This window comes from Microcystis sp. LE19-131.1A (assembly GCF_027532015.1).
Lineage (GTDB): Bacteria > Cyanobacteriota > Cyanobacteriia > Cyanobacteriales > Microcystaceae > Microcystis > Microcystis ichthyoblabe_A.
Genome location: NZ_JAPZSS010000054.1, coordinates 78,080 through 101,048 on the forward strand (window position 1 = coordinate 78,080; position 22,969 = coordinate 101,048).

General features: G+C 40.9%; 21 protein-coding genes and 1 pseudogene. 10 read left to right on the forward strand and 12 right to left on the reverse strand.

All coding sequences use genetic code 11. The features are described from left to right. Positions 1-153 precede the first annotated feature (153 nt). The gene (locus tag O9323_RS04855; RefSeq protein WP_002751938.1) at positions 154-2,055 is read left to right on the forward strand and encodes a thiamine pyrophosphate-binding protein; all 1,902 of its coding nucleotides are present in this window, start codon (positions 154-156) and stop codon (positions 2,053-2,055) included. A 780-nt stretch (positions 2,056-2,835) separates the two neighbouring features. On the opposite strand, the gene O9323_RS04860 is transcribed toward O9323_RS04855, so the two are convergent. The 4 genes and pseudogenes from O9323_RS04860 to O9323_RS04875 all read right to left on the reverse strand — a co-directional run bounded on the left by O9323_RS04860 (position 2,836) and on the right by O9323_RS04875 (position 6,659). Next, a complete protein-coding gene (locus tag O9323_RS04860; protein WP_288124767.1) occupies positions 2,836-4,476 on the reverse strand; it encodes an MBL fold metallo-hydrolase in 1,641 nt (546 codons plus the stop codon). Positions 4,477-4,500: 24 nt separating this feature from the next. Continuing rightward, the gene (locus tag O9323_RS04865; RefSeq protein ID WP_002737208.1) at positions 4,501-4,623 is read right to left on the reverse strand and encodes a DUF8629 family protein; all 123 of its coding nucleotides are present in this window, start codon (positions 4,621-4,623) and stop codon (positions 4,501-4,503) included. Between the two features lie 284 nt (positions 4,624-4,907). Continuing rightward, positions 4,908-5,216: pseudogene (locus O9323_RS04870) on the reverse strand (IS30 family transposase); the annotation flags it as partial. Positions 5,217-5,459: 243 nt separating this feature from the next. After that, positions 5,460-6,659: a tetratricopeptide repeat protein gene (locus tag O9323_RS04875; RefSeq protein ID WP_288124768.1), complete on the reverse strand. Its 1,200-nt coding sequence runs from the start codon at positions 6,657-6,659 to the stop codon at positions 5,460-5,462. A gap of 37 nt (positions 6,660-6,696) precedes the next feature. On the opposite strand from O9323_RS04875, the gene O9323_RS04880 reads away from it, so the two are divergent. Then, the gene (locus tag O9323_RS04880; RefSeq protein WP_002777757.1) at positions 6,697-7,872 is read left to right on the forward strand and encodes an esterase-like activity of phytase family protein; all 1,176 of its coding nucleotides are present in this window, start codon (positions 6,697-6,699) and stop codon (positions 7,870-7,872) included. A gap of 111 nt (positions 7,873-7,983) precedes the next feature. Here O9323_RS04880 and O9323_RS04885 read toward each other — a convergent pair whose 3' ends face one another. The 3 genes from O9323_RS04885 to O9323_RS04895 all read right to left on the reverse strand — a co-directional run bounded on the left by O9323_RS04885 (position 7,984) and on the right by O9323_RS04895 (position 10,153). Then, positions 7,984-8,535 carry a LabA-like NYN domain-containing protein gene (locus tag O9323_RS04885; RefSeq protein WP_002751943.1) on the reverse strand — a complete coding sequence of 184 codons (552 nt, stop codon included), beginning with the start codon at positions 8,533-8,535 and terminating at the stop codon, positions 7,984-7,986. 381 nt (positions 8,536-8,916) lie between these two features. Continuing rightward, the gene (locus O9323_RS04890) at positions 8,917-9,741 is read right to left on the reverse strand and encodes a sulfurtransferase (protein WP_002751944.1); all 825 of its coding nucleotides are present in this window, start codon (positions 9,739-9,741) and stop codon (positions 8,917-8,919) included. Beyond that, positions 9,710-10,153, reverse strand: a complete 444-nt coding sequence (locus tag O9323_RS04895) for an ATP-binding protein (protein WP_002738125.1) — start codon at positions 10,151-10,153, stop codon at positions 9,710-9,712. Before O9323_RS04895 ends, O9323_RS04890 begins: the two co-directional genes overlap by 32 nt. Positions 10,154-10,325: 172 nt before the next feature. Between O9323_RS04895 and O9323_RS04900 the strand changes: the two genes are divergently transcribed. After that, on the forward strand, positions 10,326-11,462 hold the full coding sequence (locus O9323_RS04900) for a SpoIIE family protein phosphatase (protein WP_002751945.1): 1,137 nt from the start codon (positions 10,326-10,328) through the stop codon (positions 11,460-11,462). On the opposite strand, the gene O9323_RS04905 is transcribed toward O9323_RS04900, so the two are convergent. Further along, positions 11,463-11,786: an STAS domain-containing protein gene (locus O9323_RS04905; protein WP_002751946.1), complete on the reverse strand. Its 324-nt coding sequence runs from the start codon at positions 11,784-11,786 to the stop codon at positions 11,463-11,465. A 145-nt stretch (positions 11,787-11,931) separates the two neighbouring features. On the opposite strand from O9323_RS04905, the gene crtO reads away from it, so the two are divergent. Then, a complete protein-coding gene (gene crtO / locus O9323_RS04910; protein WP_002735781.1) occupies positions 11,932-13,578 on the forward strand; it encodes a beta-carotene ketolase CrtO in 1,647 nt (548 codons plus the stop codon). A gap of 185 nt (positions 13,579-13,763) precedes the next feature. Here the strand turns inward: crtO and O9323_RS04915 are convergent, their stop codons facing one another. From O9323_RS04915 to O9323_RS04930, 4 genes are all read right to left on the reverse strand, one after another. Next, positions 13,764-14,012, reverse strand: a complete 249-nt coding sequence (locus O9323_RS04915) for a type II toxin-antitoxin system mRNA interferase toxin, RelE/StbE family (protein ID WP_002751947.1) — start codon at positions 14,010-14,012, stop codon at positions 13,764-13,766. Next, positions 14,009-14,260: a type II toxin-antitoxin system Phd/YefM family antitoxin gene (locus O9323_RS04920; RefSeq protein ID WP_002751948.1), complete on the reverse strand. Its 252-nt coding sequence runs from the start codon at positions 14,258-14,260 to the stop codon at positions 14,009-14,011. Before O9323_RS04920 ends, O9323_RS04915 begins: the two co-directional genes overlap by 4 nt. Positions 14,261-14,393: 133 nt before the next feature. Next, positions 14,394-14,690 (reverse strand): DUF4926 domain-containing protein, encoded by a 297-nt coding sequence (locus O9323_RS04925; RefSeq protein WP_002751949.1) that lies wholly within the window; start codon positions 14,688-14,690, stop codon positions 14,394-14,396. A gap of 18 nt (positions 14,691-14,708) precedes the next feature. Beyond that, entirely contained in the window at positions 14,709-14,900 is a 192-nt protein-coding gene (locus O9323_RS04930) for a DUF6883 domain-containing protein (RefSeq protein WP_002751950.1), read from the reverse strand. A 546-nt stretch (positions 14,901-15,446) separates the two neighbouring features. On the opposite strand from O9323_RS04930, the gene O9323_RS04935 reads away from it, so the two are divergent. From O9323_RS04935 to O9323_RS04960, 6 genes are all read left to right on the forward strand, one after another. Next, positions 15,447-16,739 (forward strand): sugar ABC transporter substrate-binding protein, encoded by a 1,293-nt coding sequence (locus tag O9323_RS04935; RefSeq protein WP_002751952.1) that lies wholly within the window; start codon positions 15,447-15,449, stop codon positions 16,737-16,739. Positions 16,740-16,741: 2 nt separating this feature from the next. Continuing rightward, complete coding sequence (locus tag O9323_RS04940; protein WP_288124769.1) at positions 16,742-18,052, forward strand: mechanosensitive ion channel family protein; 1,311 nt, start codon at positions 16,742-16,744, stop codon at positions 18,050-18,052. Positions 18,053-18,457: 405 nt separating this feature from the next. After that, a complete protein-coding gene (locus O9323_RS04945) occupies positions 18,458-20,140 on the forward strand; it encodes an alpha/beta hydrolase (RefSeq protein WP_002751956.1) in 1,683 nt (560 codons plus the stop codon). A 526-nt stretch (positions 20,141-20,666) separates the two neighbouring features. Then, positions 20,667-21,317 (forward strand): DUF3782 domain-containing protein, encoded by a 651-nt coding sequence (locus O9323_RS04950; protein ID WP_130758589.1) that lies wholly within the window; start codon positions 20,667-20,669, stop codon positions 21,315-21,317. 178 nt (positions 21,318-21,495) lie between these two features. Continuing rightward, positions 21,496-22,047, forward strand: a complete 552-nt coding sequence (locus tag O9323_RS04955; protein ID WP_002739647.1) for a DUF2854 domain-containing protein — start codon at positions 21,496-21,498, stop codon at positions 22,045-22,047. Then, entirely contained in the window at positions 22,048-22,809 is a 762-nt protein-coding gene (locus O9323_RS04960) for a sulfite exporter TauE/SafE family protein (protein ID WP_002756309.1), read from the forward strand. Positions 22,810-22,969: the final 160 nt, after the last annotated feature.

Genomic DNA, 22,969 nt, shown 5'->3' on the forward strand with positions numbered 1-22,969 from the left:
TCCTGGACCGTGGACGCTATCCCAGCAGGGGTAAAACTTTTGTATTAGGGACTACACCAATGATAAGAAATTATTCAATCAATCGATCGGGTGACATTCTAGGCTATGATTTCCCTGACTATAGTTATTTCTCTACATTAAGGAAAATCTACGATGACAACCTTTCCCATCGATTTGAGTGCCTATAAACCCATCAGTCTCGACCCCAGTAACCCCACCCTCACCGACGACCAAAGAAGCGCCCTAAAAGCCAATATCCAACTTTGTCGCGATGCTATCATCTTTTTTACTGCCACGGGTGCGGCCCGGGGTGTGGGTGGACACACCGGCGGTCCCTACGATACCGTCCCGGAAGTGGTGATTCTCGATGCTCTTTTCCGCAGTCAACCTAGTCAATTTGTACCAATCTTCTTCGATGAAGCAGGACACCGCGTCGGTACTCAATATCTCATGTCTGCGTTAGAAGGTTCTTTACCCGCAGAACAATTAATGCACTACCGCGAGGCCAATTCTAAACTCCCCGGACACCCGGAATTAGGATTAACCCCCGGTGTCAAATTTAGTTCTGGCCGTTTAGGACATATGTGGCCCTACGTTAACGGTGTCGCTTTAGCTAACCCCGGAAAAACCGTTTTTTGTTTAGGTTCCGATGGTTCTCAACAGGAAGGCAATGACGCGGAAGCTGCCCGTTTAGCCGTGGCTCAACACATTAATGTTAAGCTGATTATTGATGATAATGATGTGACGATTGCCGGTAATCCTTCCAAATATTTACCCGGTTATGATGTGGCTAAAACTCTCACCGGTCATGGTCTAAAAGTGTTAGTGGGAGATGGGGAAGATATCGATAGTTTGTATCGCAATATCTGTGAAGCAATTAATACTCCGGGCCCGATTGCGATTATTAATAAACGTCCCATGTGTCCCGGTATTGAAGGTTTAGAAGGTTCTAACCACGGTCATGATGTGATTTCTGTCCCCTTGGCTTTAAAATATTTAGAGGCAAAAGGACACAGTGCCGCTGTGGAATATCTCAACAGTATTAAGAAGCCTTCTAATGACTATAAATTCCTCGGTTCTGGGGATAAATGGGGTTCTAACCGCAATGTTTTCGGCGAAGCAGTAGTCAGTCTTTTAGGCAAAATGAGCGAGGAAGAACGCAAGGCTAAGGTATTAGTAGTAGATAGCGATTTAGAAGGTTCCTGTGGTTTGAAAATTATCCACGATAAACATCCCGAAGTGTTTATTCCTTCTGGTATTATGGAACGGGGCAATCTTTCGGCAGCCGCTGGTTTTGGTATGGAAAAAGGTAAACAGGGAATTTTCGCCACCTTTGCCGCTTTTCTAGAAATGTGTATTTCTGAAATCACCATGGCCCGCTTGAATTATTCTAATCTTTTGTGTCATTTTTCCCATTCCGGTATCGATGACATGGCCGATAATACCTGTCACTTTGGTTTGAATAATTTCTTTGCCGATAATGGACTCGATGACGGTTACGAAACCCGTCTTTATTTCCCGGCCGATGCGGCACAAATGACCGCTTGTGTCGAGGCAACTTTCCATCAACCCGGTTTACGTTTTATCTTCTCGACTCGTTCTAAAACTCCCAATATTCTTGATACTAACGGCCATAATTTCTTTGGCGATGGTTACACCTTTGTTCCCGGAAAAGATGAAGTAATTCGGGAAGGCACTGCCGGTTATATCATCAGCTTTGGCGATGGTTTATACCGCGCTTTAGATGCAGTGGAACGTCTAAAACAAGAAGGGATCGACGTGGGTTTAATTAATAAACCGACTCTCAATGGGGTGGATGAAGAAATTATCGCTAAAGTTGGTAATTCTCCCTTTGTTTTAGTGGTAGAAGCATTTAACCGTCGCACGGGTTTAGGTAGCCGTTATGGTTCTTGGTTACTCGAACGCGGTTTAACTCCTAAATACGCCTACATCGGTACTCACCATGAAGGTTGTGGCGGTTTATGGGAACAATTCCCCCACCAAGGTATTGACCCAGTTGGTATCATTAGTAAAGTTAAATCTTTAATCGCTTAGATAGTATTTTAGGGTGGGCTTTAATCAGTTATCAGTTATCAGTAGAATTATTGTAAATTAATTATATGTTATAGTGGTGGTTTAACTAATTTTTTTGGAAAAATTAGTTAGTTATTAAGTTTGTTTTAAATAAAAACTTGAAGTTTTACTTTTAACTCAAAACTCTTTAGATATGCTTTAATTTGGTTATCAAAACCTCTTTATTTGAGCGGCACAAACTATCTTAATTTTTATAATTGAGAATAAATTCTCCTGATTAATTACAATTCTCCTTCACTGGATTAATGTTTGGCAACTTTTAAGAAATGTGAAGATATGTTCTATAGTCATTTCAATTAAGATTGAGAATATCAATCCCAGAGTTCATAAGGATTTTGTTGGTCTAGATTGTATCAGACTTATCTGAAATGACTATATTCTTTTTTTAACTTCTATCTAAAAATCAATAAAAAAGCCAAACCGTCTGTTTTACCATAAAAAAATTATGCAAGGGGTCTATTGGCGACGATTAAGCAAAGACTACGAGGATTGACCCGAAACTCTTCCCCTGAGCTACGTTGAACAGTTCGAGGCGTTTATTTATCTCGGCATGATTCGACTCATGTTGAGGCGGCTTGCCTAGACAACTAGGCTACCTGTGACCCTTTTCAAACATCCTCTTAGTTAAAATCTAAGGGTTTTGTTAGTTTTTTAGTATTTCTGTAGGGAGGAAGTCCCAGAATAGTGACTCCTAAAAACCGACTCCTAACCCCAGCTACCAACTTTTTCAGCAAACCCTAATTATATATTGGCTTCAAAAACGGGACAATAGCCTTCGGCAACCACTTTAAAACCGTAGAGGGGAGAAGCGGGATTCCAACAGCGCTGACTTTTGTAGTGGACACAGACACGACAGCAATCCATCTCCTCTAAAGCTTTGGTGATGCGATTGGGACTCTCGCTTAATAATTCCCGTTGGGAGACTCCCCGCAATAATAATTCTTCCCCTTGCCAGCGTGCTTCTACCAGTCCCGTATCGGCGAAATTACTCCACCGGGGATCCCGGGTGATCGACTCTGGTAAGGTGATAGTGACGATCGAATCCGATTCATTTAATTCTCCCTCATAGTGACTGGGGGCCGGGGGTGTCGGTTGCATAAAGCGATCGCCAATAGGCAATTCCACCAGGGTTCCCACGGCCGGAGAATGGAGTTGATAACGGCTTTGTAATTCTTCTAAACTGGTCAAATCCGCTAGATATAGGGGGGAGCCATGGACGAACATGATATGCTGCGGTCGCAGGTTATGGATTAGTTGGGTGGTGTTGCGACTATCGCTATGTTCAGCCAGTAGATAGGTTTCTTGGCTAATTAATCGCGAACGCTGTGCCGCTTTTAATCGGGGATTCTCCGGGTTGATATCGTGCAGGTGTTGGGGAACTAACATTAACCAAGGTTTATCCCCTTGCAGATATTTACTCACCTCCTCTAGGCGATCGATTAGTAAAATGATCGGAGTGGTTCCCCCTAGAGGTGTCGGTTTTTCTGGCAACCTTCGCAACCGGGGACAGATGCGCTCATCCCAAAATAAGGGCTGATGTTTGGCAAAATTCTGGACAGATGCGGGAAATTGTGGTAAAATTTCTAGGTAGGCATCGCAAGCTTTAGCGATCTTGCCCCCAACCCAGATATCAATATCGCGACCCGTGAATTGATGATGCGATCGCAGTAATTTTAAAATTTCTTGACCCAATCCCAAAGCGGGGACGGGTAGTAAGACATTTTGCCTCTCAGCGATCGCATGATAGATGCGATTCATCAACTGTTTTTCCTGCTGTCGTCGGTGGGGATGGCGTTCTGTGCCGTAACTGCCTTCAATAATCAGCACATCGGGGGATATTCCCCGCAGCAGATCGATCGATAATCCTTCCACCAGTTGAAAATTAGATAGGGAAAAATCGCCGGTATAGAGGACTTTATAGGTACGTTTGGGGGTTTTGTAGGTGAATAAGACCACGGCGGCCCCGGGTAGGTGGCCGGCCGGAAAAATCTCGACGGTGAGATCATCAAAGAGAGTGATCGGTGATCGCCATGGCCAACCCTGACAGAAACTGCCGATTTCCTCGGCAGAATCGGGCCATTGTAGGGGCAGCAGTTGTACTGTCACCTCACTGGCATAAACTGGCAACTGGGGATACGTCTGATGGAGAGCCATTAACCCACGGATGTGATCGCTGTGGGCATGACTACAGAACACCAGATCTACGGGTGGTTTTTTGTTTTCGGTCAGGGGTTGCATATCGGCCAAACCGCAATCTAAAAGTATGCGATAGGAACCGATTTTCAGTAGGAGACAAACCCCTTCCGATGCGTGACCGACACCAAAAGGTAAACAGGATAAAAGGGATTTTGACCCCCAGACAGCAGTAGAGCGTTGAACCATGGCAACCCTGATTATGATGACTGGTTAGTGAGCCGAACCGTTGCCATCGTAGTTATCGCTATCATAAAAACCGTTGCGGGTGCCGAAAAAGAGACAGGAGACGGTGAATACAGCCGTTAATGCCAACAGGATTAATTTGATGTCCATATAATTTAGTGCAACTCCTCAGAGGGTAATCTCCCCTCATACTAACTCAACTTTTTCGGTTCTTAGCAGCTAGGTTTCGGATTTGACCATGGGCGCTCACCCTCTTTTAATAATTAAACTTGTCAGTAATTTGTGATGATTTCAGCAAAAACTACTGGTAATTGTCGGAAAGACTAGCATCTTTTGTCATAATATAGCAAACCTAAATGAGTTGTGAAAAGGCATCAAATCTTTTCAAATTTCCTAACTTGACAAAGATTATATTTGGCAAAAAATTGATCAATTTAAGTCTGAATTGCATCCCTGTCTAATCTACCTTTATAGAATACCTCATTCGGGGTACGATAGTCAAGACATTTTCGAGGACGATTGTTAATTAAGTTTACGGCTCTTTCTACCTCCTCTGGTTCAACGATTTTCAAATTCGTTCCCTTGGGAAAAAATTATCTCAATAGTCCATTAGTAGGCTCGTTTAATCCCCTCTCCCAAGAATGATAAGGAGTAGCAAAATAAAAATCTGCTCCTAGTTTCTGACTCAACTCTTGATGTCCACAAAATTCTTTGGCCTTGTCATAAGTAAAGATTTTTCTTTCAGTAACTGAGGAGCCTTTCTTTGTCAAATCTTGAGGTTGATGCTTTTCATTTTTGAATTGGCGTTTTAAGATTCACTAATAATTGCTGACTGATTGTCGGTATTTCTGCAAATGTGATATGCGATCATGGTTTCAAAACTATTCATACTAAATCCGTTGAGTAACGCACAGAAAACGGGTTTCTCCGAGAAACCCGTTTTCTACTCATGCACTCATGCAAAACGGAGAATAAATAATCAGTTTTTAATAACTGGATTTAGTATCAGGATTATTTATTGCTTGATTAATTTGAGTGATTTGGGTTTGAAAATATTGTTCACGATAACGGATAGCTTGGGCTAATTCCGCACCTTTTTGGAAAGCGAGTAAAGCTTGGGAATAATTTTTTCTCTCTAGATAAATTTGACCGATTTGATCGTAGGTGTTCATTAAACCGTAGTAATTGTAACCCAATTCATGGACTTTAATTAATTCTTGATAGATTTGTAAAGCATAATCCACCTGTTGATAACTTTTATAAAGTTCCGCTAACTTATTTAAAGCTTCTCCTGCGGTGCCGTACTGTTGTAAAGCAAAAGCGAGAGAATAGGCTTCTTGAAAGTTTTGGCTGGCTTTATTTGCATCTTTTAAAGCTTGATAATCCAAACCAATTTGAATTTTTAGATCGGGGATTAACTGTATTTGCTGATTTCTGATCTCGGTTTCAGCTATTTCTTCTTTAATTTTTACTGCGTTAGCTGGTTGCAGAGATTCTCGATAAATTTCTGCTAGTCTTTGCAGATAAATTCCTTGATTTAAAGAATTATTCTGCGCCTTAGAAATAGTTAATAATTCCTCGTAAACTGGGGCGGCTTTTTGATAATCAAAACGAGATAAATGAATTTGACCAAGTTGATTTAAAGTTGCTTCTACTGCCAGATTATCCCCAGATTTTCTGGCATTAGCTAGGATTTTATCATAGACAATTATCGCCTCATTAAAAGCTCGTACCTGTTGATAGGATGTACCTAGTAATGCTAATAATTCCCCGTCCATTGTCTGGTTAATTTCTGCGGTTTGTTGCACAGTTTTTAAACGAGCAGTAATTAATTTAACATCCTCGGTTCGATCTCGATTCCAAGCTGCTAACCCCACTTTTCCCAAAGATTTTACTTCTTCTTTGGCTCCTAAATAACGATTTAATTTAATCACTTCATACCAGATAGGAAAAGCTTCCTCATTTAATCCCGCATCGTATTTAGCTTGAGCTTCAGCATCCCGTTGCTCGATGTATAATAACAGTTGACGATGCTCCAAGGGAGTTAAAGGGCGATCGATTGCGGGTAATAAAGGACTTTTTAGGGGAGTTTCGAGGGGATTGGGTGCAGGGGTTTCTGTTTGTGCTAGGAGAGGAAGGGAAGTACCGATCAAACAGAGCCATAAACTGAGAGAAAAACGTAGCATAATAGATTGATAAGAGCGTAGTAGAGGATGATATTTTGTGATCGATCGATTCTATAAGAGACTGACTGCCGAAAATTGCCGTTTGCCAATTTTGGGTTTAATTGCTAGTTTAATTGTAACCTTTAGTCTGGGGGCTTGTGGTGTCTCCCCACAAGTTTTGGCAGAACAACGAATGTTTCTACCCCTCTCGATCGAGTTTTTGGGAGAATATCAATTACCACAAGCGGATTATCAGGGGACAAGGGTGGGGGGATTATCGGCAATTAGCTATGATCGCACCAATAACCGCTTTTATCTCCTCAGTGATGATCGTTCTCAGAAAGCTCCAGCCCGCTTTTATCGGGCTAGTTTGCAGATAAATGATGAAAAAATCGAAAAAGTGAATTTAGAGGCAGTCAAGTTCCTAAAAGATGGCAAGGGAGAAACGTTTAAAAAGGGATCGATCGACCCGGAAGGTATCGCTTTTTCGCCCCGACAAACTTTGTTTATTTCCAGTGAAGGTGCGGTTAAAGAGGGAATTGCTCCTTTTATTGCTGAATTTGATTTGCAGGGACAATTAAAGGAGTCTTTATTAATTCCTAATCGCTTTTTACCGGATGATACCAATCAAAAAGGAATACAGGATAATTTAGGGTTTGAATCCTTAACTTTAGGGATTACCAGCACCCTCAAAGACGATCCTTTTCGTTTGTTTACTGCCACAGAAAGCGCTTTAATTCAAGATAGTCCCACGGGAAAAAGAGCAGAAAATCTCAGAGTGCGACTTCTTCATTATGTGATTGATCCGATTGGTGCGCCTGTGTTAGTATCGGAACAGTTGTATGTCTTAGATGAGCCTCCCAGTAGTGCGAGATACTACGGTTTAACGGAATTATTAGCTTTAGAAAAAGAGGGTTATTTTCTTAGTTTAGAGCGAACTTTTGGTTTAGAAGGTTTTGGAGCGAAACTATTTCAGGTAGTTAATGGGAGTGCCACTGATACCTCGAAAATCGCCAGAATACCGGGGGAATTAGAAGCTTTACAGGTGCAACCCTTGCGGAAAAAATTATTACTAGATTTAGGGACTTTGGGGATTGATTTAGATAATTTGGAAGCAATGACCCCCGGTCCAAGATTAGCTGATGGTAGTCGCTCTTTGATTTTAGTCAGTGATGATAATTTTAATCCGAATCAGGTCAATCAGTTTTTACTCTTTCGACTCAAGGAAAAATAAACAAGAGATGGTTAATTGCCTCACCTATCTCCTTCTGGGAGAAGGTTTGGGGTGAGGACTACCAATAAAGAAAAAGGGGATAAATAGTCGGTTTAAAGACAAAACGGCCGATTAATAATCACTTTTTTCGATATCTTTGCGAATATCATTCAGGTCAATATAGCGATCGGTAGCGTTGCGTAATTCCCTAGCGATCATCCCTTCCGTAGAAACTACGGTAATATGAGTATTTTTAGAGCGCAATAGTTCGATCGCTCGTTCAAAATCGCCATCACCGCTAAATAAAATCACTCGATCGTATTGATCGACGGTATTAAACATATCGACGACAATTTCGATGTCTAAATTAGCTTTCTGGGAAAAACGACCGGAACTATCATCATAATATTCTTTCAAAATTTTTGTTCTCACCGTATAACCCAAACTAATTAAAGCATCGCGAAAACCTCTTTGATCTTGGGAATCTTTTAAACCCGTGTACCAAAAGGCATTAATTAACATAATATTCGGGTCGTTGGTGAAGTAATTTAACACCTTGCGCGGGTCAAAAAACCAACCATTTTTTTGTTGAGCATAAAACATATTATTGCCATCCACAAAAATCGAAAGGCGATCTTTCGGACGGGTGCCACCATTACAATGACAAAGACCGGCTTCTGTCATACAAAATACATACCTAATTTTTTATAGAGTTTAACTATAAAATTACTAAAAAGTAATTTTACGGGGGAAAATAACTATTCTTTGAGGAATAGCGGTGATTTGAGAGCAAAAAGATAGCAACTAAAATAAAAATTAGCTTTTTTGTCTAAGTAGGGAGGCACAATTATTTGTAGGATGGGTTAGCGGTAGCGTAACATAATCGGGCGTTGGGTTTCATGCTTCAACCCAACCTACGTTCATCTTATATTTAATTCCACCCACCCACTTAGAAGACAAACTAGATAATAGTTTCGGAATAATTAAAAGTGATAATAGGGGGATTGTACAGTAATTAGGTCATTTTGATAATCTTTCTCGATAGATGAGCATCAACAAGGCTGGTTAGATCAGGTAGGAACACCAATCACTCCAACCTCCAGAATATAGCTTAACATTCTCGTATCCGGCTAGGGTCAGGGAAAAGATATTAACACAGGCTGTCACTCCTGAACCACAGTAGAGGATAATTTCTCGATCGCCTTGCCGCTCTTGCCAACGTTGTGTTTGCAGGTCCTGGGGTTGGGAAAAACCCTGACTATCGGTGACTTCCAACCAGGGATAATTAAGCGCCCCCTCGATGTGGCCCGCGATCGGATCGATCGGTTCCCTTTCACCCCGATAGCGATCGCTTTCCCTGGCATCAATTAACACCACTCCCCCTTGCTCTTTTTGCCTTTTTACCTCTTCGATCGTCACTACCCAATCCTGTTGAACTTGGGGGAGAAAAGAGCCGGTTTTCGGCACAGGTATCTGATTAGAGACGGGATAACCGGCATTTAACCAATTTTGCCAACCACCATCGAGAATGCTGACTCGTTCATGGCCGAGATAACGTAATAACCACCAGAGACGACTGGCAAAGGCAAAACGGGAGGAATCGTAGGCGATAACATGGGTTTGACCAGAAATCACCCCTAAAGAGCTTAATTTAGCGGCTATCGTCTGCGGATTCGGTAAAGGATGACGGCCGCCATGACGGGCAATGGGAGCCGATAAATCGCGATCGAGGTGTAAATAGAAGGAATTTTCAATATGATTGGCTAAATACTCTTGATAACCGAGCTCGGGATCGTTTAATTGAAAACGACAGTCAATAACCATCAGATCGGGGCGATCGAGATTAGTTAGTAACCAACTAGGAGAAACGAGGGGTGCGATCGGATTCATGGCGGGAAAATTGTTTAATAATTAACAGACAGTTGCGCTGATCTTCGCTGCGAGTATAACTGAGTTGATCGGCGATTTTTTGGAGGATCGGCAGTCCTTGCCCATGACCAGAGAAACTATAGTCATGATAGGCGTTTTTCTCGATAAAGTCCTCTAAATCGAAGACGGAACCCCGATCCCAGATGCGAATTTCCATCTGGTGAGAGGTAATCTCAATCTCGATCTCGATCGGGATTTCGGGGGGGAGGTGTCGGTGAGCGTGACGGACTGCATTGGTAAAACCTTCGGCAAGAGCAAGCTGACACTGGAGCCAGTCTTTTTGGGGAATGCCCGTCGGTTCAAGTTGCTGAAAATATTTTAAAACGGTATCTAAGGACCTGAGATCGCTATCTACCTGAAAAGAAATCTTCACCCCCGGCTTACCTCTGCAATGCCTTACGCTAGAAGTTATACCATTTTTCCCTAACTATGAATGATGTGTTAGCTCGATTCTGGATTTAATCTTCTCTTGAGGGACAAGCAAAGTCATCCGTCAGGGAGTCCGAGGTAAGCAGTAAGATTGAGATAGTCGAGTTACAAAAAAGATGGTACGAATTCTAGTAATTGATGATGATGGAGTAATTCAAACGTTCCTGAGACGAGCTTTGCAGAAGGAATACGAGGTTTTTGTTGCCAGTGATGGGGAAGAAGGATTAAAGCAAGCGGGGCAACTAAAACCGGCGATGATTATTTGTGATTGGATGATGCCGGGGATCGATGGGTTGGAAGTTTGCCGGCAAATTAAGCTTAATCCCCAACTGTCAACGACTTTTTTTATCCTCTTAACTTCTTTGGGATCGGTGGAGGATCGGGTGAAGGGATTGGATGCGGGGGCCGATGATTTTTTGTGTAAACCGATCGAAATTAATGAGTTAAAAGCGCGTGTGCGAGCGGGAATGCGTTTGCATCAATTAAGTCATGATCTGCAAGCACAAAAACAATTACTAGAAATCGAGTTAGCCGAGGCGGCGGACTATGTGCGATCGCTGTTGCCAGAACCTTTTATTTCTCCAAAACTTGCTATCGATTTTCGCTTCCTTCCTTCTCGTCAATTGGGGGGCGATGGCTTTGATTATTATTGGTTAGATAATGACCATTTGGTGTTATATCTTTTAGATGTGGCGGGCCATGGTTTACGAGCGGCTTTACCTTCCCTTTCCGTAATTAATTTACTCCGTTCCCGTGGGTTAAGTCAGGTGAATTACTATGAACCTAATCAGGTTTTACAAGGGTTAAATCAAGTTTATCAAATCAGTCCTAAGAATGATAAATATTTTACTATTTGGTACGGAATTTATGATCGGAAACAACAACAGTTAACCTATGCCAGTGCCGGTCATCCCCCAGCAGTTCTCCTGACTCAAAAACCTTTTGGCCAGATGATTGAAACCAGACTGAAAACCCCCGGTTTTCCCATCGGGATGTTTCTAGAAGCAGAATATATTAATCATGTTCAATCCCTGAATTTACCCAGTAGTCTTTATCTTTTTAGCGATGGAATTTACGAGATCGATTGTGCTGATGGTAGGATGTGGGGACTAGAAAACTTTATTCAATCTTTACGAAATTATCACGGTAATTCGGCTAAAAATCTCGATAATTTTATTGGAGAAATTCAAGCTTTACAATTTGATGGCAATTTTAAGGATGATCTTTCGATTATGCAGGTGGATTTTCGCTGATTAACTTCCTAAAATTTTTTGTTCTAATTCTTCTCGGTTATTGAAAATTTCAAAAACTCGATCCATATCAGTCAATTCAAATAACATTTTGATCTGATCATTAATCGAGCAGATCAATAGTTTACCCCCCGCAGAACGCACGGTTTTTAAGGATAAAACTAGCGCCCCTAAACCAGAACTATCCATAAAGGTGACATCCTTAAAGTCAACGATAATAACCTCGGAACCTCCCTGCACGGCTTCGGCAATTTCTTGGCGAAATTCGCTGGCTTGGTTGCCATCTAAAATACCGGATGGTTGAATAACTTTGATGGAAGAACTCATAAAAAAAAGGAAAAATTAAATGTTTTCTACCTGCTCACTGATAACTGCTCGCTGAAATCTGCTGATAGCAGCCAATCTTTAACTATTTTTAACATATTAGGGTCAAGAAAAGCGCAAAATTAAAAATAGGAATTTTTGAAACTGTATGGAAAGTTACGATGTCATCCTCATCGGTGCGGGGCATAATGGTTTAGTTTGTGCCGCCTATCTCCTCAAAGCTGGTTATCGCGTCCTCCTTCTCGAACAGCGTAGCGTACCAGGAGGAGCGGCTACCACAGAAGCGGTTATCCCAGATCTAGCCCCCGATTTTAAGTTTAATCTCTGTGCGATCGATCACGAATTTATTTTTTTGGGGCCGGTAATTGAGGAATTAGAGCTAAAACGCCACGGATTAGAGTATTTATTCTTCGATCCTACCGTTTTTTGTCCCCATCCTTCTGGCCAATATTTTCTTTCCTATCGCTCTCTGGAAAAAACTCACGCCGCAATTGCCCAGTTTTGTCCGCGAGATGCCGATCGCTACCTTCAGTTTATCGACTATTGGGGACAGTTGATGAATGCGATCGGGCCTTGGTTTAACGCTCCACCTCAAGATTTGCTCAGAATCGCCCGCAATTATAACTCTAGTGCCTTAGCTAGTGTCTGGAAAGCGATCGGCTCGAAAAAGAAACTGCTCGACTTCATCCGCACGATGATTACTTCCCCCGAAGATGTCCTCAATGAGTGGTTTGAGAGCGAATTTGTCAAAGCACCCCTGGCTCGTCTAGCGGCAGAAATTGGCGCTCCTCCCTCCCAAAAAGGTATTACCTCCGGGATGATGATGATGGCGATGCGTCACTCCCCCGGGGTGGCCCGCCCTCGTGGTGGTACAGGCGCACTAACCGAGGCTCTGGTGAAATGTGTTGTCAGTCTCGGTGGGGTGATTTTAACCGAGCAGAAAGTTAAACAGATTCTAATCGAGGAAGGACAAGCGATCGGGGTTAGGGTGGACTCTGGAGGTGAATATCTGGCAAAAGCGGGTGTTATCTCTAATATTGACGCTAGACGAGTTTTTTTACAGTTAGTCGCTCCCGCCGATGTGGATGCCGCCGATCCAGAATTGCGAGAAAGGGTAGAACGGCGAATTGTCAATAACAATGAAACAATTCTTAAAATTGACTGCGCTCTCGCCGAAGCGCCAAGGTTCGAGGCTTACGATCACAAAGAGGAGTATTTACAGGGAACGATTCTCATCGCCGATTCCGTGCGTCACGTTGAACAAGCCCACGCTTTAACGATTTTAGGGCAGATTCCCGACGAAAATCCCTCGATGTACCTAGATGTCCCCACTATTCTCGATCCCTCCATGGCTCCCCAGGGCAAGCATACCCTCTGGATCGAATTTTTTGCCCCCTATCAGATTGCCGGGGCCGAGGGAACGGGATTAAACGGCACGGGATGGACGGAAGAATTAAAAAATCGCGTGGCCGATCGAGTTCTTGATAAACTGGCCGATTATGCTCCCAATCTCAAATCTTCGATCATTGCCCGTCGGGTGGAAAGTCCGGCCGAATTAGCTAATCGTTTGGGTTCCTATAAAGGTAATTACTATCATCTTGATATGACCTTAGATCAGATGATTTTCCTGCGTCCTTTACCGGAAATAGCTAACTATAAAACCCCCATTAAAAACCTTTATTTAACTGGGGCAGGAACTCACCCCGGCGGCTCAATTTCGGGAATGCCAGGGCGTAATTGCGCTCAGGTTTTTCTGCGGGATCAAAGCACTTTTCTGCAAAGATTATTTAACTAGGGTTTGCTGAATAAATGTGAAATAAGTAGGTAGTCGTGCAAAATAAATTTTCTAGCGCAGAAAGGCACTCATGCAAGAGGCAAGAGGCAAAGGGGGGGTTAGATATGTGTAATTGATTTTGCTTAGGTACTTATATTCTAAACGGGGATGACTTCAGGCGTTATGACTGCTCTTACCTAATCTCCCTAGTGTGTTTTGGTACGAATAATCAGAATAGTTTGATCGTCTTCATAAATTTCATAAAGCAGACGATCTTTTCGATTTAGGCGATAGGAATACAAGCCTTCTAAATCGCCTTTTAAGGATTTGCCAATATAGGGATTAATTGCAATTATGTTAGTTAAAATTTCTTTAAGTTTGACTTTTTGTTTTTGGGTGAGTTCGTCGGTATCTTTTCGCGCTTGTTTAGAAAAGACAATTGTGTAGGTTGTCATCCAAATACTTGTTCCATTGTGAGGGTTTCTCCTGCGGCATATTCTCGTCGTGCTGATGCAATGTGTTGTAATAGTTTGGAATCTTGCATGAGTTCGGAGGTTTCAGCTAAGGATTCCCATTCTTCTTGAGTAATGAGAATATAACTGCGATTTTCACGAACGATCACTACTCCATCGGGTTCTTTTTCAGTGCGATCACAGAGTTCTTCTAGGTTGGCTTTGGCGTAATCAACGGTAACTTGATACATAAATCGCTTACGGTTTGTGGGGATTAGTCTTATAATAAAGCAAAAATTGCTTCTTGGCTGACGTTTTCATTATTTATTTTGGGCTTTTTGGTTCTGATCGAGAAGAAGGCGATATGACAACTTTAGTAATGATCTAAGCCGTAACTTGCATAATCTCTTTAGCGGGAACAGCTAACACTAATTGATTAGGATAAACAATTTCTACGCCAATTGTCTCCATAAATGCTTCTTTTTCTGCTTGAGTGGCTGAGACAAAATTTCCTTGTTCATCATATTTAACCCAATTCCCAAATAATTCTACTAGATAAGCCTCCCTATTTTTCAGAACTTCTACAATTGCTCCAACTGTACCGATAGGCGCAATTCCGCCATCGGTTAAGGGAATATCTTCCGTTAGTTGAATATCATCAAATAATTTAAACTTACTCATTTTTATTACTCTAAACTTTTATTGATTGAAACTAGAAGGTACTGCTGTGACAAATCTCACCACATCTTCTCCTGTCAGGATAATCCAAACAGTACGAATTTGATGTAATTTACCGGAATATCCCCTGATTTTAACATAAGCACGATAGCGATCGCCATACTCTGTTGTATCTTGTTTTTGTAATATTTCGAGAGATAAGTACCTAAGCAAAATTAATTACACATATCTAACCACCTCTTGCCTCTTGCCTATCTTCACTAGGAAATTAATTTTGCACGACTACTTAGAAACATAACTAACATAGAAATTAGTCTCTATATCTCTTTCGATAATTGCTGTAAATAGTTTCATAAAGTACCTCGCTTTTTAGAGTATAATCACACAGTAAAAATTGCTTCGGTGGGTTCTTGGTTGATACAGTTTAATGCAGGTATCACTCTCTCGTCATGACATAATTATTAATAACAGAGATCTCACTCATACCAAGCATAGTTTCCCTAAGCTGTTACCCATTTAAACTGAGTATTAGAGTGTTAGAAAATAAACTATAAAACTCGACTTTCCCTACTCTCATCTGGTCTTAACAGATAATTTAGATAGGTCAGCAGTTTAACTCGCACAAATTTTTAACTGGGATTGTTGCTATACTGGTGGCTATGGAGAAAAGATCATGTTAATTATTTTTCTGATGAAGATTATTAGTCACCTTTTCATGTACTATGGATCTATGGCAATATTTTTGAAGGATCACGATCGATGCAATCCCTAAGGCTCAGAGTTAAAACTGCTTGGAGAAGCAAAAAAGCAAGGACGATTATATCGTTCCTATTGCTTTTTATCTTGATGCCAATTTTTCTTTATGCTTGTTTTAGTGATCTTCCTAACCAATCATCGGAGCAACGGCAAGGAACCCTTTTGGTTTGGTATCCAGAAGAGGGCAATTTAACTAAACTAGTAGGTCTCGGTTTCCAAGAGTTTGAAAAATTAAATCCGCAGGTGACAATTCTTGAACAAGCTATTCCTATCGATGAGATACCCGAACGTTTTTTTAAACAATCTCAAAGCGGATTGGGTGCGAGTGTTATTCTAATTTTTTCGAGAAATATACCCAGATTAGTATCTGAAGGAGTACTGGGGGAAATTGACCGAAAAAATCTAGATTTATCTATCTATAATCCCCCAACCCTGAAACAAGTTAGCTATCAAGGAAAAATCTATGGCATTCCCTTAGGTTCTCGTACTCGTGTACTGTGTTACAATCAAAAAAAATTACAAGTTAGTACCGATCCGCTGCTGAAGCAACCTCCCACCAGTTTAGAGGGATTAGTAGAACGTGCGCGCAAAGGTTATTCTGTGGGGATAGTTTCCTCTTTTGAAGATACTTTTTGGGGAATGGCAATTTTTGGCAGCTATTTGTGGGATGATCAGGGTAGGCTGCAACCTCGCTTGGATGGTTGGGCAAAATGGCTAGAATGGCTAAAATTTGCCTCGTCACAGCCTAATTTTATCCTCAATCGTCAACGGGAATTGCTTCATGAGGCCTTTGCTAGAGGCCGCTTAACCTATTATGTGTGTAATTCTATTGAAATTGCCGATTTAAAAAACAGCCTCCAAGATGATCTCAGAGTCGCTTTACTTCCCCAAGACACTCAAGGTAAAGCAGCGCCAATTCTCTATACACGGGTGATGGTATTTAATCGTAATAATAGTGATAATGAAAATAGGTTGGGATTAGCTTTAGGAAAATTTCTCACTAATCCCGAACAACAATTGCAAGCAATTATCCAAACAGAAAGTTTTATTCCCACTAATCGACGGGTGCAGATCGAAGGAAATTTACTACCGATCGAATCGGTATTATTACAACAATCTCACAATGCCGTGGCAGTTCCTCTGGATGATTGGGAAAAGTTGAATAAAATTTTAGAAGAGGGAGAATTTTGGTATGAAAGAGCGATCGCTGGTGAAATATCTTCCTCAACAGCAGCCCACCAACTGACACTTTATATTCAATCAGGTCTTGATCAGGAAGTCAAGAAAATGAATTAATTATGAACAACAATATTCCCTCTCTTTCGGAAATAATTGCTAACCAATTATTATTTTTAGGACGCAGAAATGTTCAAAATCAATTAATGATTATTTTTCTCTGTTTAATTCTTGCTTGGTTATTGTCAAAATGGTTATGGTCTTACTTAGAAAAAAGATTTCCTCACGTCACCACTTTTATCCATAGTGATAAAAAATTAACCATCCGTCAATATTTTGCTATTCTGATAGAGTTTCTTAATTTTCCAGTTATTAGTATAATTTTACTGAATTTAAATTATCTAATTTTTTTCAGTCAAAATTGGACAAGAGGAATGATTAGTTTATCTATAAAACTCCTGTGGTTTTATTTAGTTTATCGTGGTTTATTAGCTGGACTATACGCCAAGTTTTCCGTCAATAAAATTAAATATTATCATTTCCGGCTTTTAGCACCTTTATTGGTGTTATTTCTCCTGAGAATCATGATTGGTTTCTACAATAATATTCAGGAAATCGCCAAAGTATCTCCTTTCAATTTATTCAATAGTCCGATCACATTGGGAAGCATATTTATTTTGATAATAGCTCCCTATTTTCTGGTAATTGTTGTTGATCTTATAGAGACTATAATTTTGAGTATTGCTCATTTAAATCAGCAAGCTAGTCGCGGTGAAATTGAAGCAACTTTACTGTTAGGACGTTATTTTTTCATCGTCTTAGGTTTTATTCTCATCTTGGGTTATGTGGGAGTTAATGCAACAGCAATAGCGGCAATTACTGGCGGTTTATCGGTGGGTATTGGTTTCGGTATGCAGCAAGTGGTAAGTAATTTTATTAGCGGTATTTTACTATTATTTGAAAAAGTTCTCAAACCCGGTGATATAATTAATATTGAAGGACAGACTTCTCAGGTAAAAAAGCTAGGTATTCGAGCGACAACAGTGCAAATCCTCACAGACAATTCCGAAAAAATTATTCCCAATCAAAAGTTTTTTACTGAGGATGTCACCACCTATACGGGTAGTGATAACTTGATTTATTGTTCAATTGTTATCGGAGTTGGTTATAATTCCAACGCACCACAGGTGATGAATTTATTGCTAGACATTGCTGATCAACATCCTAACATACTTAAAAACCCGCAACCAGTAGCCTTTTTTATTAATTTTGGTGATTCTAGTTTAAGCTTTGAATTAAAGTTCTGGTTGGATGATGTTAACAGGAAAAAGCGAGTAATTAGTGATGTTAATTGTGTTATTCTTGATAGGTTTACTCAACAGGATATCGAGATTCCCTTTCCGCAGCAAGATATTCATATTCGCAATAATTAGCAATTTAAGTAGTCGTGCAAAATTAATTTATTGGTTAAAAAGCTTTATCAAAATGTCTAGTTAATTTTGCTTAGGTACTTATCTTGGTCAAAAACCTTATCTGATTATTTTCATCTCCAAATATATCACTTTCACTTATTGAATTTATGTATTTATCGTTTTTTTGTTAATAACCAGTGTCTTGACAAAAAAACAATTTTAATATAAAATCCACACTAGGTAATATGTTCAGGAAATAGCTCGTAATTTAGAATCGAAATCGCTCAGATTAATCTATCGAGGTTTTGCTCATGCTTGTTGGTTATACTTTGCTTGGCACTTTATCGATTTTTGTTGAACTTAGACATCAATCGCCGTGCGACTTTTTTCCTTTAATTGCTGTCATCTACCCTAACTAAAAATTCCATGATTATCACCAGTTTACAAAATCGTTTTCCCAGAAATAATCCCACCCGTCGGCTGCGAGCTTTTCTACTAGGCCTTTTCGCCGCCACTATGACCGCTTTACCCCTAAAAGCCGCCGAAGAAGTTGAATTTGTCTATACTCCCCTCGTCTTTTCTGTATCGGTAGCATCCCTAGAAACCTTTGCTAAAGAAGGCAAAATTGATGCTAATTTAAAACAATTTCTAGCCAGAGTAACTCCCGAAGCAAGAGAGCAGTTTCGTGAAGCTTTATTAACAAAAATTGACATTAATCCTGTTTTACTATCTCGTTTTTTTAATAGTGTGATGGGTGCTGATATGCTCTCTCGTTTGGGCAAAGGCATCACCATTGAAGGGGGAATTAATGGTAAATATGCCCTGCGGGGTGCGATTGTTAGTGCCGCTTTTGAGCCGGGGGGATTAACCCTTTTAAATGTGCTGAAAAAATTCCCCAATAATATCCAGTTACAGGGGGAAGAAATCCTCGGATTAGCTAAAACCATCGATTATGCAGTTTATGTGGCGGAAATATTTATTAAAGATATGCGCCTCTGGACAGCCGAGGAAGCCGCTGCCGTTAAACCACCGATTAATTATACCAGTTTACCCGATCTGCGTCAGCGCGGTAGCTTTCAGGTAAAAAAAGAAGTTTGGAACCTAACCGATAGCAGTCGCAATCGCAGTTTATATGTGGATGTTTATATCCCGCAAACTTTCCGAGAAGGTAAAACACCTGTAATTATTTTTTCCCACGGATTAGCCTCGCGACCAGAAGATTATGCCCAAGCAATTGAACATCTAGCTTCCTACGGATTTTTAGTAGCGGCACCGCAACACCCCGGCAGTGATACCCAATACCTACAAGGAATGTTAGGGGGGTATTATCGCAATATTTTTGATGGCAATGAGTTTATTAATCGACCCAAAGATATTAGCTTTGTCATCGATGAATTAGCAAGACGTAATCCTAGTCAATTTCAAGGTCAACTTGACCTCACTAATGTGGGAGTAGCGGGTCATTCCTTTGGAGGTTATACATCTCTAGCTGTTGCTGGCGCACAAATTGATTTTGATAATCTCGCCCAAGATTGTAATCTTCCTTACTCCGGTATTAATATCGCCATTGTACTGGAATGTCGCGCCCTGGAATTGCCTAGACAGGTCTATAATTTTCGTGATGAACGAGTCGCGGCTGTCTTTGCAGCTAATCCCGTTAACCGCAGTATTTTTGGAGAAAAAGGTTTAAGTAAAATCTCGATTCCTGTCCTCTTGGGTTCCGGAAGTTATGACCCAGCAGCTAATCCGATTTTTGAACAGGCCATTCCTTTTACTTGGTTAAAAACGCTAGATAAATATCTGGCCATGGTGGAGGGACAAGCTCATGTAAATTTTACGGAATTGGATGCAGGAATGCAAAAAACCCTAGAGTCTGTGGTCGATATCACTTTACCCAATCAAAATTTAATCGAGGATTATGCGGGGGCTTTATTGGTCTCTTTTTTTGAAGTTTATATTGCTGATAATGACAAGTTTCGTCCTTTTCTCCTGTCTAGTTACGCAGAATATCTCAGTCAGGGACAAAAGTTTAAATTAGACTTTATTACTGCCGCTTCTGACGAGAAATTATCTCAATTGATTGAGAAATTGCGAGTACATAGGCAATAGGCACTCTTGCAATAGTAAAACGGAGGGTGCGTTTTTTGGCTGCTACTCGTCTTTTATCTTTTGTAGCAGCTTTTTTTGCTTAATCCCATAGGTAGCAACTTAGGTTATCTAAAAGAACACCTATTCGATTACCCTGCCCATCGGTGATACACCTTTCCTTTAATTTCATTTGAGAACAACTGCCTTAGTTAATTTTCGTTCTAATTATAACTCAGGTGTTAACGCCTAACCATGTTGATCTATCCTTCTGGAAAAAAACCTTCAAGCTTTGGGAACTCTCACTCGTTCTAATTTCCTCGAAACTATTCCCAACTTAGCGCCTTTAATCCTTCATTTTGGGGGGGAGGTCGCTTTAAGAGAAGTGTATCAGGGAATTAGGGATGTTAGTCAGTGGTGGCGGTGATTCTTGTTCTATGAATTAGCCTCCACCTTACCCAATTGAATCAGCAGTCTGCTCCCCAGTGCCTTCAGCAAGCGCAGAAATCCAATAAAATAGTAAATAGGTGACATCAGGAAAAAATTATCTATGGCAACTACATCCGAAGACGTATGGCAAATCTTAGCCGAATTAGCCACTGCTCAAGCCGAATTAGCCACTGCTCAAGCCGAATTAACTGCTGCTCAAAAAGAAACTGACAAACAACTAAAGGAGACTGACCTAATATTGAAGGAAGTTAGTCAACAACAGAAGGAAAACGCCCAACAACAGAAGAAAACTGACCGACAACTCAAAGAATTAGGACAGCAAATTGGGGGACTCGGTGCTAAATTCGGCAGCTTTACCGAAGGACTTGCCCTTCCCTCAATGGAAACGATTCTCAGACAACGGTTCGGCATGAAAGTTGTTAGTCCCAGTGTCCGAGCAAGCGAAGATGGAAAACACCTAGAAATTGATGTTCTTGCCTATACTAATGGTGAGCTAAATACTGCCTATATCGTCGAGGTTAAAAGTCATGCTAGAGAGGAATCTATTACACAATTAAAAAGTATTTTGCAACGGTTTCGCAGCTTTTTCCCTGAACACAAAGATAAAAAACTCTATGGCATATTAGCGGCGGTTCATGTATCTCCAGAATTACGCGAAAAAATTCTGCAAGAAGGGTTTTATGTGGCTCGGATTCATGACCAAGTATTTGAATTAGATATTCCTGATAATTTTCAACCTCGACCTTATTAAAACATCAAAATTGAGATTACTTACTTATTAAGTGTCAAGTTCGCCGCTTTCTTTTCACTGATGACTGATGACTGTTTACTGATAACTGAAAAATCTTCCCACTGCCCATCTGCAAAAAAGATTCTCTTGAGTTGTATAATCTCTAAAGGATTAGCGTACTCAAGAAAAAAATTATTTCATGCTCAGAAAAATTAGACTATCATACTTTGGCTTAATTTTAGGCAGTATTTTAACGGTTATCGGGATCATCGGTTATGCCCAAGGTAACGCCACGGTCAATTTAGCGGGTTTTTTCTACGGATTACCGTTATTATTGGGAGGTTTAGCCCTAAAAGCTTCAGAAATCAAACCGATACCCTTCAGTCAACCCACTAGCCCCGAAATCTTGCAATTGCGCCAACAACAGGCCACTGTCACCCAAACCAAACTTCGCAACGATGTCACCCGCTATCGCTACGGACAGGAAGTGCATCTGGATGAAGCCCTAGAAAAGCTGGGATTAAGCCCCACAGACGAGGAAAGACCGACTTTAGTGGCAATTCGTGAAACTGCTGTTGATTCCGCCTATTGTTTCACCCTAGAATTTGAATCGCCCCTTTTACCCCTAGAAAAGTGGCTGGCAAAACAGGAAAAAATCGAAAGATATTTTGGACCAGGAATTAGAGCCGAAATTAAGCAAGTTGACGAGGAAAAAATTGATTTATCGCTAATTACTATCCCTAACACCTAAATGCTCACGCCTATTCAGTATGGCTTCTTGGTAATCGCTGCCGTGGCTGCCGGCTTAATTAATGCTCTTGCCGGTGGCGGTAGTCTGATTACTTTTCCGACGCTGATGGCGGTGGGTATCCCACCAGTAATGGCAAATGTGACTAATACCGTCGCTTTATGTCCCGGTTATCTGGGGGCAACCCTCGCCCAAAAAAAAGACCTGCACGGGCAACAAAAACGGATTCGATTATTACTACCACCGGCAGTTATTGGCGGCATTATCGGTGGTATTTTGCTGTTAAATAGTAGTGATAAAGTATTTGAGCGCCTGATTCCTTTTCTGATTCTTTTAGCGGCGGCTTTATTGGCTTTTCAAGATACTTTACGCTCTTGGCTACATCGGCAACAAGGGGACGAAAATGGTCATATACCAGAAATTTTGGCGGTTTTACCCATCGCTCTTGCTTCAGTTTATGGTGGTTATTTTGGCGCAGGTTTAGGGGTAATTGAGTTGGCAATTTTGGGCTTATTTCTCAAGGATAATCTCACGAGATTAAATGCTTTAAAACAGTTGCTTTCTTTGGTGGTTAATGTGGCCGCATCTTGGTTTTTTCTCTTTTCTAATCATGTATATTGGTCGGCAGCGATAGTGGTAGCAATTGGCTCTTTAATGGGGGGAGTATTGGGGGGAAAACTAGCTAGAATTATCTCTCCTAGTTATCTGCGCCAGACTGTGGTAATTCTGAGTATTATTATCGCTATAGTTTATTGGCTTCGTTAACAAACCGAGTTATAGGCGGTTAAAATGCGTCTTAAGTACGTAGGCGTTAAAAATTATCAAATGCTCCCTTATCAAGGGGGCAGGGGGGATCGAACCCAAAATCTATCTTCAATTTAATTATAACCAGCTACTTAGCTTATCTTAAGGATGAGGTAGGAAA

Bases quoted from the DNA above. Each gene is read 5' to 3' on its own strand.
- O9323_RS04855 (WP_002751938.1), top strand. From the start codon at position 154: ATGACAACCTTTCCCATCGATTTGAGTGCCTATAAACCCATCAGTCTC.
- O9323_RS04860 (WP_288124767.1), bottom strand. From the start codon at position 4,476: ATGGTTCAACGCTCTACTGCTGTCTGGGGGTCAAAATCCCTTTTATCC.
- O9323_RS04865 (WP_002737208.1), bottom strand. From the start codon at position 4,623: ATGGACATCAAATTAATCCTGTTGGCATTAACGGCTGTATTCACCGTC.
- O9323_RS04875 (WP_288124768.1), bottom strand. From the start codon at position 6,659: ATGCTACGTTTTTCTCTCAGTTTATGGCTCTGTTTGATCGGTACTTCC.
- O9323_RS04885 (WP_002751943.1), bottom strand. From the start codon at position 8,535: ATGACAGAAGCCGGTCTTTGTCATTGTAATGGTGGCACCCGTCCGAAA.
- O9323_RS04890 (WP_002751944.1), bottom strand. From the start codon at position 9,741: ATGAATCCGATCGCACCCCTCGTTTCTCCTAGTTGGTTACTAACTAAT.
- O9323_RS04900 (WP_002751945.1), top strand. From the start codon at position 10,326: ATGGTACGAATTCTAGTAATTGATGATGATGGAGTAATTCAAACGTTC.
- O9323_RS04905 (WP_002751946.1), bottom strand. From the start codon at position 11,786: ATGAGTTCTTCCATCAAAGTTATTCAACCATCCGGTATTTTAGATGGC.
- crtO (WP_002735781.1), top strand. From the start codon at position 11,932: ATGGAAAGTTACGATGTCATCCTCATCGGTGCGGGGCATAATGGTTTA.
- O9323_RS04915 (WP_002751947.1), bottom strand. From the start codon at position 14,012: ATGACAACCTACACAATTGTCTTTTCTAAACAAGCGCGAAAAGATACC.
- O9323_RS04920 (WP_002751948.1), bottom strand. From the start codon at position 14,260: ATGTATCAAGTTACCGTTGATTACGCCAAAGCCAACCTAGAAGAACTC.
- O9323_RS04925 (WP_002751949.1), bottom strand. From the start codon at position 14,690: ATGAGTAAGTTTAAATTATTTGATGATATTCAACTAACGGAAGATATT.
- O9323_RS04935 (WP_002751952.1), top strand. From the start codon at position 15,447: ATGCAATCCCTAAGGCTCAGAGTTAAAACTGCTTGGAGAAGCAAAAAA.
- O9323_RS04940 (WP_288124769.1), top strand. From the start codon at position 16,742: ATGAACAACAATATTCCCTCTCTTTCGGAAATAATTGCTAACCAATTA.
- O9323_RS04945 (WP_002751956.1), top strand. From the start codon at position 18,458: ATGATTATCACCAGTTTACAAAATCGTTTTCCCAGAAATAATCCCACC.
- O9323_RS04950 (WP_130758589.1), top strand. From the start codon at position 20,667: ATGGCAACTACATCCGAAGACGTATGGCAAATCTTAGCCGAATTAGCC.
- O9323_RS04955 (WP_002739647.1), top strand. From the start codon at position 21,496: ATGCTCAGAAAAATTAGACTATCATACTTTGGCTTAATTTTAGGCAGT.
- O9323_RS04960 (WP_002756309.1), top strand. From the start codon at position 22,048: ATGCTCACGCCTATTCAGTATGGCTTCTTGGTAATCGCTGCCGTGGCT.